The following is a 13,522-nucleotide window of genomic DNA, read 5'->3' on the forward strand; positions in this document are numbered from 1 at the left end:
CAATCTACATTTTAGGAGAAAGAATTTAATGGAAGACCCGAGCAGTCAGCATTTGCTTTTTCAATTGCTTTTACTTGTTGTCCTCACATCGTTGAATGCCTTTTTTGCAGCATCCGAAATGTCCATGGTATCACTCAATCGGGCGCGTGTGGAACAAAAGGCAGAAGAGGGCGATAAAAAATATATCCGTCTGGTCAAGGTACTGGACAAACCCAATAATTTTCTATCAACCATTCAGGTAGGTATCACCTTTATCTCACTCTTGCAAGGGGCTAGTTTATCAGCTGCTCTGGGTAAGGTGATTGCAGGCTGGTTTGGCAATTCTGCAGCTGCCCAGACAGCTGGCAGTATTATTTCGCTGATTTTCTTGACCTATATCGCGATCGTTTTAGGGGAGCTCTATCCCAAGCGTATTGCCATGAATCTTAAGGATAATCTGGCCATCTATTCTGCCCCTGTTATTGTAGGTTTGGGGAAGGTTGTCAGTCCTTTCGTCTGGTTCTTGTCAGCTTCGACTAATCTGCTCAGTCGAATCACACCGATGACTTTTGATGATGCGGATGAGAAGATGACGCGTGACGAGATTGAGTACATGCTGACCAATAGTGAGGAGACTCTTGATCAGGAAGAAATCGAAATGCTGCAAGGGGTCTTCTCGCTGGATGAACTGATGGCGCGTGAGGTTATGGTTCACCGGACCGATGCCTTCATGGTTGATATCAACGATGATCCTCAGGAAATTATCAAGGAAATCCTAAAGAAAAGCTATTCACGAATTCCTGTTTATGATGATGACAAGGATAAGGTTCTCGGTTTGATTCATACCAAGAAACTGCTGGAAGTGGGCTTTAATAACGGATTTGAGACCATTAATCTGCGCCGTATTTTACAGGAACCCCTCTTTGTACCGGAGACTATCTTTGTGGACGATCTGCTTAAAGAATTGCGTCGGACGCAAAATCAGATGGCGATTCTGCTGGATGAATACGGCGGTGTAGCTGGTCTGGTGACATTGGAAGATCTCTTGGAAGAGATTGTCGGAGAAATTGATGATGAAACCGACCAAGCTGAGGTTGAGGTTCGTGAGATTGCCCCTGATACCTATATTGTCCTCGGTACCATGACTCTCAATGATTTCAACGAATACTTTGAAACCGAATTGGAAAGTGATGATGTGGATACTATTGCCGGCTACTATCTGACTGGTGTCGGCAATATTCCATCACAAGAAGAAAAAGAAAGCTTCCATGTGGACAGCGGTCAACGTCACCTAGAAATCATCAATGATAAGGTCAAGGAAGGCCGAGTCACCAAGGTTAAGGTGCTGGTCAGTCCGCTTGAAGAAGCAGATGACGTGAAAGAATAAAGTAAGACTCGTAGCTACTGGCTGCGAGTTTTTTAGAAATAATAAGATGAGGTTGGCAAAAACTCATCCAGCTTCCTGTTTTGAAATAAACGCTTGGCGCAGGTGATGAGAGCAAGACTTGTTGGCTTAGCCAACAAGTCTTATTAGGTGCTTTAGCACCAGAGCTCCACTGCTGGCTGGTTCGCCGTTTGTCACAAGACCAATCGGAAAATCTAAACGAATGTGATGAACGGCGTTCATCCTATTTCCAACTTCAAAAGATCTCCTAGCTTTTTTGAACTGTACGGAGGTGGGATTGAAATACTCCGTGAACTTTGACAGTTTGGGAATAGCCTGCCACCTGAAAACAGGAAAGTGGCAGATATCAGAACGCTAAAATAGAAAAACAAGGTAAATCAAAATTGTGATTTGATCACGATTTACTGATTGAGTCTCACTCTCAACTAATGAAAATCATTTTCATGGTTTTGGTGCTTGAATTACCTCCGCAAATCAGATAGAATAAAATAGCCAAAAAGAGTTGTCTGGACTTTGCTGCCTTGTCTATTTTTGAGTATTAGCTGGTAGGGCGTGAAGACAGGATGGTTACTGACAGTGCTTTAGCGGAGTTAGTGAGTGACTAGGCTCCTTTTACAGCTAATCTTGAGAGATTACTATATTTATGGGTGAGGAAGGGGCCTTGCCTTGCGACGGATCAGCCTTGCAGTCGCTCTAATAGAAAGCCATAGAGTGACTTTATCCTTGGCGACTGGAAACTAGACAGTCGATTTTACTAGCTAGTTTGAATGAGTGAGAGGGCTAAGTAATTACTGTTAGGCCCCAGTTACATTAGTAACTAGGTGGCTTTGCTCTATCACATCCTTGTAGTTGTGATGCTTATGTAGGTTGGTCGATGATACCCACCTCCATAAACTAGCCAGTGAATTAGAATTTTCCAAGGAAAAGTTCGTAGTTGAACAAGCATTTTTAATGCTTAGTGAAACTGTTTAATTGAACAACGCCTACACCCCTTTAAAATTAGGCAATCCTTCTCAAATGTTTAGTCACCTTGGTCAGGATTCTAATTTTCTGTGCAGTGTTTAACGGTTTAGTATTTTTGTAATTGAACACGGGCTAAAAGCCTAGTGAAAAAGATGAAGGTCTTAAAATCAGGATTTTCTGTCCCTTCCCTATTTTCATACGGCTTTTATAACGCCCTTTGTATTTTATTTTTAGGAGCATAATGTTGATAGTTTTAGCGGGCACAATTGGTGCTGGTAAGAGTTCGTTGGCGGCATCTTTGGGGGAACACTTGGGGACACAGGTGTTCTATGAAGCAGTTGATAATAATCCTGTTTTGGATCTCTATTATCAAGACCCTAAGAAGTACGCTTTTTTATTGCAAATATTCTTTTTGAATAAACGTTTCCAGTCGATCAAGGAAGCCTACAAGGCTGATAATAATATCCTCGACCGCTCGATTTTTGAGGATGAACTTTTCTTGACCCTCAATTACAAAAACGGTAATGTCACTAAGACCGAGCTGGATATTTACAAAGAGCTCTTGGCTAATATGCTGGAAGAATTGGAAGGCATGCCTAAGAAGAGTCCTGATTTACTGGTCTACATTGATGTTTCCTTTGACAAGATGTTGGAACGGATTAGCAAACGGGGGCGCAGCTTCGAACAGATTGCTGACAATCCTGAACTCTATGAATACTATCAGCAGGTCCATGGAGAATACCCAGACTGGTATGAAAATTACAGCGTTTCTCCCAAGATTCGCATCGATGGTGACAAGCTGGACTTTGTCAAAAATCCAGAAGATTTGCAGACTGTCTTCGATATGGTTGATCAGGAATTGAAAAAATTAAACCTGCTCTGAACTTTTTCTCAAGCACCTTAGTCCTGTTGGATTGGGGTGCTTTTATGGACACAATGCTAGATTTTTAAAGGGAAAAACGCTATAATAAAATTACCGTAAAAACGGTTACAAATGTTTTCATTAAAGGACTTTCTCTGGTCCTTTCTGATAGAAAAGAGCTTATTATGGCAGATGAAATAGATTACCGGCAAGTGACCGGCATGATTCACTCGACTGAGAGTTTTGGGACCGTTGATGGTCCCGGCGTGCGTTTTGTTGTTTTTATGCAGGGCTGTAAGATGCGTTGTCAATACTGTCACAATCCTGATACTTGGGAGATGGAGACCAATCGCTCTACCGTACGGACAGTGGATGATGTCCTTAATGAGGCTCTCCGTTATAAAGGCTATTGGGGTAACAACGGCGGTATTACAGTATCTGGCGGTGAAGCCATGTTGCAGATTGACTTTGTGACGGCCCTTTTCACCGAAGCTCAAAAATTAGGTATCCACTGTACCCTTGATACCTGTGGTTTTGCCTATCGGCCAACGCCTGAGTATCATAAAATCGTGGATAAGCTTTTGGCCGTGACGGACTTAGTGCTTCTCGATATTAAAGAGATTGACCCTAAGCAGCACATTGTTGTAACCCGCCAGCCCAATAAGAATATCCTGCTCTTTGCCCAATACTTGTCTGATAAACAGGTACCCGTTTGGATTCGCCATGTCTTGGTACCTGGTCTGACTGATTTTGATCAGGATTTGATTGACTTAGGAAAATTCGTTGAAACCTTGGATAACGTAGATAAATTTGAAATCCTACCTTATCATACTTTGGGTGAATTTAAATGGCACGAATTGGGTATTCCTTATACTTTGGAAGGGGTTAAACCACCAACCAAGGAGAGGGTACAAAATGCTAAGGAACTCATGCATACCGAGACTTATCGGGATTATATTAAACGAACCAAGCGTGTACAGGCTTAAAAGAGTCTGAGAGTAGAAGAAAAATAGAAAAATATCTAAGAGTCTGGGCAAAATCTGTCCAGATTTCTTGTTTTGGAATAAGTTCTTGGCGCAGTGGTTGGGAGCAAGAAGTCTTACCCCTCACAGTTCATTAGAGAGTGGGACAGAAGTCAATTGACTTCGTCGTTCCACCTCCGCACAAGTTGATTGGGGATTGACATGAACTAACGTTCATAGAATTGAATATCCTCCAACAGTTCCCCAAACTGTTGGAGCTATCACTTGCGTGACAGTTAAACAGTCCAGTGGACTGTTTAAGGGGATGCCTGAAAATGGGACTGCACCCCAAGATAAGGACCTCCAATCAACACTGGGTCAAACTGTTATTACGGCAAAAGATGGAAGGCTGGAATACTTTTCTCCCAGCCTCAATAAGCCACTGCTGGCTGGTCTTCCCTTTGCCACAAGGCCAAAGCAAAAAACCTAAACGAATGTGATGACCATCGTTCATCTTATTTTCAACTTTCAAAGGTCCCCAGCCCCTTTGAGCTGTCCGGAAGTGAGTTGACAAGGTCTGGGAAACCTTGTTAGTCGGGAAATGAAGCTTGCAAAGCAAGTGTCAAAATGGTCTGGGGAGCGATCGTTTCAGATCACTACCTTAAAATCAGGACGTGGTGAGAGCCAAAATTTTCAATTTTTTGGTCCTTTCCCACTCCCTTTTTGATATAATAAAAAGGTCTGTGTCAACAGGCAAAATGCAATGAATAATTTTCCGATGAGAGATGGAGATGGGGACACTCATTCAAAATGATTTCCTTTCTCAGTTTCAAAGTTTAGGTGGACATGGCCAATCTCCAGATTCGTTTATGCCCAGTCCTGCGGAAAAGAACTTAATATGTTACGAAAGGCTGATGATTGAATAATGCAAGCGTTAGAAAAAAAATTACAGGCAGACTTTGGGATTGTTTTTAAAGATAGTTCCCTCTTGGAAACTGCCTTTACCCACACCTCTTATGCCAATGAGCATCGCCTCCTAAACATTTCACATAATGAACGTCTGGAGTTTTTAGGAGACGCCGTTCTGCAACTTTTGATTTCGCGCTACCTATTTGCGAAATTTCCTAAGAAGCCAGAAGGCGACCTGTCCAAGATGCGTTCGATGATTGTGCGTGAGGAAAGTTTAGCTGGCTTTTCTAAGGACTGCGGTTTTGAATCCTTTATCAAATTAGGCAAGGGTGAGGAAAAATCTGGCGGTCGTGACCGTGAAACCATTCTAGGTGATCTTTTTGAAGCCTTTTTGGGAGCCTTGGATTTAGACCAAGGGATTAGCGCTGTTGAAAAATTTCTCAACCAAGTTATGATTCCTAAGGTGGAAGCTGGCGACTATGAGCGAGTTAAGGACTATAAGACAGCTCTCCAAGAGAAGTTGCAGGTTAATGGCCCTGTCCAAATTAGTTACAGGGTCATCAATGAAACGGGACCGGCCCACAATAAGAAATTTGAAGTGGTTGTATCTGCTGATGGTCAGGACCTCAGTCAAGGGCAAGGAAAGTCCAAAAAGTTGGCCGAGCAAGCAGCTGCTAAGACCGCTCTTGACCAGCTAAGACGAGGTTAATATGTTTCTAAAAGAAATTGAAATGCAGGGATTCAAGTCATTTGCGGATAAGACGCGGATCGAATTTGACTCTGGCGTAACAGCAGTTGTTGGTCCCAACGGTTCAGGAAAATCGAATATTACTGAGAGTTTACGCTGGGCTTTGGGGGAGTCCTCAGCGAAGAGTTTGCGCGGCGGCAAGATGCCCGATGTTATCTTTGCTGGAACTCAGGATCGCAGTCCCTTAAATTTTGCTCAGGTGACTGTGGTTCTGGACAATGCTGATCATTTTATCAAGGACAGCGGCGATGAGATTCGTGTTGAACGGCATATCTACCGCAATGGAGACAGCGACTATCTGATTGATGGTAAGAAGGTCCGTCTGCGGGATATCCACGACCTCTTTATGGATACTGGCTTGGGGCGGGATTCTTTCTCCATTATTTCCCAAGGGCGTGTTGAAGCTATCTTTAATAGCAGACCTGAGGACAGACGGGCGATTTTTGAAGAGGCTGCCGGTGTCCTCAAGTATAAGACGCGTAAGAAAGAGACCCAGAGTAAACTGGATAAGACTCAGGATAACCTCGATCGTTTGGAAGACATTATCTACGAATTGGAAAGCCAAATTAAGCCTCTGGAAAAACAAGCGGCAACAGCCAAGCAATTCTTGGTTTTGGACGAAGAGCGCAAGTCCCTCAATCTTAACATCCTGATTGAAGATATTAAGACTTATCGGTCTGACTTGGATGAGCGCAATCAGCAGATTGCAGCGGCTAAGAATGATTTAAAGGATTACTATAGCCAGCGTAATCGCTTGGAGATGGAGAATCAAAGGCTTAAGGAACGCCGCCAAAATCTATCGCAAACCATGGATGCTCAGCAGTCAGAATTGCTAGAAGTGACTCGTTTGATTGCAGATCACCAGCGGAAAATCGAAGTCATTTCTCTTGAATCCAGTCAGAAAGCTGAGAAGAAAGCTGATGCCCAAGGACGATTAGCGGATTTGGAAAGCCAAAAACAGGCTCTGGAACAGACTCTGGCAGATAAGCAGGCCCAGCAGACTCAGCTCGCTGAAAAGTTAGCGGATTTAAGACAAGAAATTGCTAAGTTGGAAAAGGAGCAGTCCCGCTTTTCGACCAATCCTGATCAAATTATTGAGGACTTGCGAGAAGAATTTGTCGGTCTCATGCAAAAAGAAGCCGACCTCTCTAACCGTTTGACGGTTCTTCAAGCTGATATTGAGCAAGAAAAAGCAGCTCAAGCCGAACAGTCTGCAGAACGCCAACAGGCTGAGAAAGACTTAGCGCAGGCTAAGGAGGTGGCTCAGACAGCCCTAGCAGAATTCCAAACAGCGAAGGACAGGGTCAAGGAGCTTTTGGAAGCCTATCAAGCCCAGGCTAAGGCATTGAGTCAAACTGACAGTAGCTATCGTCAGGAACAGACCCAAATGTTCGCTCTTTTGGATCAGATCAAGGAAAAGGAGGCCCGCCAGCGTAGCCTAGAAGCTATTCAGAAGAACCACTCTAATTTCTTTGCTGGGGTCAAGGCCGTCCTCCAAGAAGCTGCTCGTTTGGGTGGGATAATTGGAGCAGTCTCTGAGCATCTGACCTTTGAGCAGGATTACCAGACGGCTCTGGAAATTGCCTTAGGCGGCAGCAGTCAAAATATTATCGTAGAAGATGAAGCGGCAGCCAAGCGAGGGATTGCCTTCCTGCGGCAGAATCGTTCAGGTAGAGCGACTTTCCTACCCTTAACAACGATTAAACCGCGTCAGATAGCCGCCCACAATCTGACTAAGATTGAAGCGGCTCCTGGTTTCCTAGGTCTAGCCAGCGATTTGGTAAGCTACGATCCTAAGTTGGTTAATATTTTTCAAAACCTACTGGGTGTGACAGCCATTTTTGATAGCATTGATCATGCCAATCAAGCAGCTCGCGAAGTCCGCTATCAGGTCCGCATGGTGACCTTGGACGGCACAGAATTGCGTCCGGGCGGTTCCTTTTCAGGTGGAGCTAATCGTAGCCGTAACACGACTTTTATTAAGCCGGAATTGGATAGCTTAACGGCTGAAATTTCAGACTTGAAGGAAAAGCTGACTCAACAAGAAGCTGCTGTAGCCAATCTCAAAAGAGCTAAGACCCACGGGGAAGAAGAACTGACCGGTCTTAAGGAAGCGGGTGAAACGGCCCGTTTGGCTGAGCAGAAGGCAGAACTGGCCTACCAAAGTCAAGCCAGTCATCTGGCCGATTTGAATCAATTGCTTGCTGGTTTTTCAGCAACCGATACAGAGGATACCGACACATCCTTGTTGGAAGAGAAGGCTAAGGTTGAGTCTGGCCTTCTTGATATTCAAAATCAAAAGACTCATATTCAAGAACAGCTGGACCAAATCAAGGATGATAAAGATACTATCACGGCTCAAGTGGCTAAGCTTAATGAAGATCTATCTCAAGCCCGCTTGAGCGAGCGTGACCTGTCTGGTGAAGAACGCTTTACCAAAAATGAGTGCAATCGTCTCAATTTGGAATTGGCTGACTTGGAAAGGGAAATTTCTAATCTGACTCAGCTGCTCTCCAGCCAAACTGGCGATCTCTCACAAGAGGAACTGCCTAAGTTGGCTCAGCAGCTGGAAGAAGCAGAAGCCAAGAAGTCTGACTTGGAAACTAGCCTCATTCGCCTTCGTTTTGAAATAGAGGACTGTGATGGCCAGCTGGAAGATATTGAAGAACAAGTTCAGGCGGCTGGTAAACGCAATGAAGAATTAATTCGTCGGCAAGCTCATCTGGAAGCTGAAATTGGAAACCTGTCAGATAAGCTGCGTGGATTTGCCCGCCAGTTAACCGAAGATTATCAGATGAGCTTTGAACAAGCTAAGGAGCAGGCTCAAGCGGTAGAAGATTTACCGGCTGCTCGCCAGAACTTGACTCAGCTTAATCGACAGATTAAGGCCTTGGGTCCAATCAATCTGGACGCTATTGAGCAGTATGATGAGGTCAATAGCCGTCTGGAATTTCTCAACAGCCAACGTTCCGACTTGGTAGAGGCCAAGAACCTCTTGCTTGAAACTATTAACGATATGGATGATGAGGTCAAATCGCGTTTTAAGACGACCTTCGAGGCCATTCGGGAAAGTTTCAAAGAGACTTTTGTCCAGATGTTTGGCGGAGGTTCTGCTGACCTGATTCTGACCGAGGGTGACCTTCTAACAGCTGGAGTAGAAATTTCAGTTCAACCGCCTGGTAAGAAAATTCAGTCCCTCAATCTTATGTCAGGTGGGGAAAAGGCGCTTTCAGCCTTAGCTCTGCTCTTTTCCATTATCCGAGTTAAAACCATTCCTTTTGTCATTCTGGATGAAGTTGAAGCGGCTTTGGATGAGGCTAATGTCAAACGCTTTGGGGATTACCTCAATCGCTTTGATAAGGCTAGCCAGTTTATCGTGGTTACCCACCGGAAGGGAACTATGGCAGCAGCTGACAGTATCTACGGGGTTACCATGCAAGAATCTGGTGTCTCAAAAATCGTCTCTGTTAAACTCAAAGATGCTCAGAAAATGGTGGAAACGTAAAAGAGTCTGTAACAGACAGTTCTGCACTCCTATCCATAAGCTGACAAAAAGTCCGATAGTAAACATAAAAACGAACAAGGTTAGATTCCTAATAATGGAAGTGCTAATGTTGTTCGTTTTTTTGATTTTCTGGATTAAGAAACATGGATGCCAAGTCTTTTCCAAGTAAAAGCCTTGCTGTCTTGACGCATTATTAAAACTTACTCGGAGCCCCAAAAACTGCCAGCATTGTGAAATGAAAACCTTCTGGGAAAAATGCAAAGCTCAGATTAGAACAGTCAGCCTATTGTTGGGAGCATAGCCTGGATAGGTTGATCATTCTTTCAAATGAACCTTTTGAAAGAATGACGGGACTGTGTGCTTCTTGATTGTGATATAAACTAAATGATCGAACATTGTGTACAGATGCGAAAAAATTTCAAGATCCAAACAATTAATAATCGGAGAGATACCGAACTGTAAGAAAGTATATCTTCTTTACTGTTAAGAATAAATAGAGACTGAGATAGTTTTATCTCAGCCTCTATTTAAGGAATAGTCTTACTATAATAATTGTTCAATGTCGCTGGCAATAGTTTCAGGCTCTGTCTTCGGAGCATAGCGATTGATAACCTGACCTTCGCGGTCGATTAAGAACTTAGTGAAGTTCCATTCGATAGGCTCTCCGACTAAACCACGTTTTTGCTCTTTAAGCCAGCGATAGAGAGGATCAGCTTCCTTGCCGTTGACCTTGATCTTAGCAAAGCGCGGGAATGTCGTTTGGTAGTTGAGACTGCAAAATTGATTGATTTCTTCTGCACTGCCAGGTGCCTGACCAGCAAATTGGTTGCAAGGAAAATCTAGAATTTCAAACCCTTGACCTTGGTAACGATCATAGAGAGCCTGAAGTCCATCATATTGGGGTGTAAAGCCACAGCCTGTTGCCGTATTAACAATTAAGAGAACCTTATCTTTATAATCGCTCAAAGAAATGGATTGTCCGTCTTGTCCGGAAACGGTAAAATCATAAATGGTCATGGTTTTCCCTCCTCATTAAGTTTTTCTTTAGTGTAACAGAAAAAAAGAAATTTGTCTCTATAAATAAATGAGTTTATGCGAAGAAACCCGAACGTCAGGGCTTTTCTTTTGAAAAAATCTTTAGTTTTAAGGTTAAAAGTGATATGATAGGGAAGAATTGTGAGAAGCTAAACAAACTGATGCTTCTATCCCGATAAAGCTACAGTGCTTGGGACATTTAGATAATGGAGGAAGAAGATGACCATTAAAAAATTAGAGGCCAGCAGTGATCAGACCATTGTCACTGAAGAGGTTCAGATTTTAAAGGGGATTCTCGATGATACGACGCGCCAGATGATCGGTGATGAGGTCTTCGCTAAGATTCAAATCTTGATTGATTTATCTAGCAAGGAAAAATACGGCGAATTAGAACAGGCCATTCACACTATTTCTAATGATGATATGGTCGTGATTGCCCGGTATTTCTCAATTTTGCCTTTGCTGATTAATATTTCAGAAGATGTTGACTTGGCTTATGAGGTTAATCACCAAAATAATACGGACCAAGATTATCTGGGTAAAATTTCGACCACCATTGATTTGGTAGCTGAGAAGGACAATGCTCAAGACATTCTGCAGCACGTCAATGTAGTTCCAGTCTTGACGGCCCATCCGACACAGGTACAGCGCAAAACTATGTTGGAACTCAACACTAAGATTCATGACCTTCTCCGCAAGCACCGCGATGTCAAAAGAGGCTTGATCAATAAAGACAAATGGTATGCTGATCTGCGCCGCTACATTGAAATCATGATGCAGACCGACATTATTCGAGAGCAAAAGCTCAAGGTCACCAATGAAATCACCAATGTTATGGAGTATTACAACAGCTCCCTGATTAAGGCTATCACTAATCTTTCGACTGAGTATCAACGCTTGGCGGCTGAGCGAGGCATTAAACTGGATAATCCTAAGCCTATTACCATGGGGATGTGGATCGGGGGCGACCGCGATGGGAATCCTTATGTGACTGCTGAAACACTCCGGATTTCAGCTACGGTTCAGAGCGAGGTTATTCTCAACTACTATATTGAAAAACTCAACGATCTGTACCGTTCGTTCTCCCTGTCCACTCACCTAATCAAAACCTCTGAAGCAGTTGAACGTTTGGCTGCTCTGTCCAATGATACCTCCATCTATCGAGAGCATGAACCTTACCGAAAAGCCTTCAATTATATCCAATCCAAGGTGATTCAAACCCTCTTGAATTTACAGGATCGTGCTGATCACAATCAGGAGCGTAAGCAGGCTAAATTTGCCGGTCCAAGCAGCAGCATCATAGCTAGCTATGTCCCAAATAAAGCTTCTCAGGCTGTATCTGATCTGGAAGATGAGCAACCGGATTATTATCAGACGGCTCAAGAACTTAAAGAGGACTTGCTGGCTATTAAGGAATCCCTTATTGGCAATGGTGATCAAGCTCTTTTGTCTGGTGATTTTGAGGAACTTTTGCAGGCTGTAGAAGTTTTTGGTTTCTACCTAGCTAGTATTGATATGCGGCAGGATTCCAGTGTTCAGGAGGCTTGTGTGGCAGAGCTGCTCAAGTCAGCTAATATTGTTGCCGACTACAGCAGCCTCTCCGAGGAAGAAAAGTGTCAGGTTCTGCTCAAAGAATTATTGGAAGACCCTCGAACCTTGTCTTCGACCCATGCGCCTAAGTCTGAGCTCCTGCAAAAGGAATTGGCTATCTACCAAACAGCGCGTGAGATGAAAGACCTGTTGGGTGAAGATGTTATCAAACAGCATATTATCTCGCACACCGAGTCGGTCTCTGACATGTTTGAATTGGCCATTATGCTCAAGGAAGTCGGCCTGATTGATAAGGAATCTGCCCGGGTACAAATTGTTCCTCTCTTCGAAACCATCGAAGATCTGGACAATTCTACAGGCATCATGGAAGACTATCTGAGCTACGATATTGTCAAGAAATGGGTGGCTTCCAAGAACAATTATCAAGAAATCATGCTGGGCTACTCAGACTCTAATAAAGATGGCGGCTATCTAGCTTCTGGCTGGACCCTCTATAAGGCACAGAATGCTCTGACTAAATTAGGTGACGATCACGGTATCAAGATTACCTTCTTCCATGGCCGTGGAGGAACGGTTGGCCGTGGAGGTGGCCCATCTTACGAGGCTATTACCTCACAGCCTTTTGGCTCAATCAAGGACCGAATTCGTTTGACCGAGCAAGGTGAAGTGATTGGCTTTAAGTATGGCAACAAGGACGCTGCCTACTACAATCTGGAAATGCTGGTATCGGCCGCTGTCAATCGGATGGTCACTCGGATGTTGGCTGATCCTAATGAGATTGAAGGCTTCCGAGCTGATATGGACGCTATCGTAGCTGACTCTAATGTCATCTATCGCGATTTAGTTTTTGGGAACCCGCACTTCTATGATTATTTCTTTGAAGCCAGTCCGATTAAAGAGGTCTCCAGCCTTAATCTGGGCTCTCGTCCAGCTGCCCGCAAGACCATCACGGAAATTTCTGGTCTTCGAGCAATTCCATGGGTCTTCTCGTGGTCACAAAACCGGATAATGTTCCCAGGTTGGTACGGAGTCGGTTCCGCCTTCAAGCACTTCATAGATGCGGACGAAGGTAACCTTGCTAAGTTGCAGCACATGTATAAAACATGGCCCTTCTTTAATTCTCTCCTGTCCAACGTTGATATGGTGCTGTCCAAATCCAACATGAATATCGCCTTTCAGTACGCTAAATTAGCAGAACAAGAGGAAGTACGAGATGTCTTCAATGTTATCTTAGACGAATGGCAGTTGACGAAAAACGTTATTCTGGCCATTGAAGGAGAAGAGGACTTCCTAGCGGAAAATCCAGCCCTCAAATCCAGCTTGGATTACCGTCTGCCTTACTTCAATGTCCTCAATTACATCCAAATCGAATTGATTAAACGTCTGCGCCACGAAGGCTTAGATGAAGATACTGTTAAATTGATTCATATCACCATCAACGGTATTGCCACAGGTCTGCGTAACTCAGGCTAATGAAGGTAAACAGGTTGGCTCACCTAACCTACTTTTTGAATAAAATCAAAGGAGCTTGACTGAGTTCAGGCTCTTTTTGTACCTGCTGAAGAGGTCCAGCAGGCACTTTGCAATGCAGTCGGAAGACCGA

At 43.8% G+C, this 13,522-nt stretch carries 8 protein-coding genes; 7 read left to right on the forward strand and 1 reads right to left on the reverse strand.

Annotation, left to right across the window (positions count from 1 at the left end; all coding sequences use genetic code 11):
* Window positions 1–28: 28 nt before the first annotated feature.
* From G7Y32_RS01975 to smc, 6 genes are all read left to right on the forward strand, one after another.
* Window positions 29–1,366 carry a hemolysin family protein gene (locus tag G7Y32_RS01975; protein ID WP_165209931.1) on the forward strand — a complete coding sequence of 446 codons (1,338 nt, stop codon included), beginning with the start codon at window positions 29–31 and terminating at the stop codon, window positions 1,364–1,366.
* 1,222 nt (window positions 1,367–2,588) lie between these two features.
* Window positions 2,589–3,230: a deoxynucleoside kinase gene (locus G7Y32_RS01980; RefSeq protein WP_165209934.1), complete on the forward strand. Its 642-nt coding sequence runs from the start codon at window positions 2,589–2,591 to the stop codon at window positions 3,228–3,230.
* 161 nt (window positions 3,231–3,391) lie between these two features.
* On the forward strand, window positions 3,392–4,195 hold the full coding sequence (pflA, locus tag G7Y32_RS01985) for a pyruvate formate-lyase-activating protein (RefSeq protein WP_206221348.1): 804 nt from the start codon (window positions 3,392–3,394) through the stop codon (window positions 4,193–4,195).
* Between the two features lie 265 nt (window positions 4,196–4,460).
* Window positions 4,461–4,661 (forward strand): hypothetical protein, encoded by a 201-nt coding sequence (locus tag G7Y32_RS01990; RefSeq protein WP_165209816.1) that lies wholly within the window; start codon window positions 4,461–4,463, stop codon window positions 4,659–4,661.
* A gap of 432 nt (window positions 4,662–5,093) precedes the next feature.
* Window positions 5,094–5,789 (forward strand): ribonuclease III, encoded by a 696-nt coding sequence (gene rnc / locus G7Y32_RS01995; RefSeq protein ID WP_081478763.1) that lies wholly within the window; start codon window positions 5,094–5,096, stop codon window positions 5,787–5,789.
* Between the two features lies 1 nt (window position 5,790).
* Window positions 5,791–9,333, forward strand: a complete 3,543-nt coding sequence (smc, locus tag G7Y32_RS02000; protein ID WP_165209940.1) for a chromosome segregation protein SMC — start codon at window positions 5,791–5,793, stop codon at window positions 9,331–9,333.
* 543 nt (window positions 9,334–9,876) lie between these two features.
* Here the strand turns inward: smc and G7Y32_RS02005 are convergent.
* Entirely contained in the window at window positions 9,877–10,350 is a 474-nt protein-coding gene (locus G7Y32_RS02005; RefSeq protein WP_165209943.1) for a glutathione peroxidase, read from the reverse strand.
* Window positions 10,351–10,587: 237 nt separating this feature from the next.
* Here G7Y32_RS02005 and ppc point away from each other — a divergent pair, with 237 nt between their 5' ends.
* Window positions 10,588–13,392, forward strand: coding sequence for a phosphoenolpyruvate carboxylase (gene ppc, locus G7Y32_RS02010; protein WP_165209946.1), 2,805 nt, complete (start codon window positions 10,588–10,590; stop codon window positions 13,390–13,392).
* The last annotated feature ends 130 nt before the right edge of the window (window positions 13,393–13,522 follow it).

Source organism: Streptococcus tangpeifui (genome assembly GCF_011038795.1).
Lineage (GTDB): Bacteria > Bacillota > Bacilli > Lactobacillales > Streptococcaceae > Streptococcus > Streptococcus tangpeifui.

Excerpts from the sequence above, each read along its gene's own strand:
- smc (WP_165209940.1), top strand. The coding sequence starts at position 5,791 with ATGTTTCTAAAAGAAATTGAAATGCAGGGATTCAAGTCATTTGCGGAT.
- G7Y32_RS02005 (WP_165209943.1), bottom strand. The coding sequence starts at position 10,350 with ATGACCATTTATGATTTTACCGTTTCCGGACAAGACGGACAATCCATT.
- G7Y32_RS01975 (WP_165209931.1), top strand. The coding sequence starts at position 29 with ATGGAAGACCCGAGCAGTCAGCATTTGCTTTTTCAATTGCTTTTACTT.
- G7Y32_RS01980 (WP_165209934.1), top strand. The coding sequence starts at position 2,589 with ATGTTGATAGTTTTAGCGGGCACAATTGGTGCTGGTAAGAGTTCGTTG.
- ppc (WP_165209946.1), top strand. The coding sequence starts at position 10,588 with ATGACCATTAAAAAATTAGAGGCCAGCAGTGATCAGACCATTGTCACT.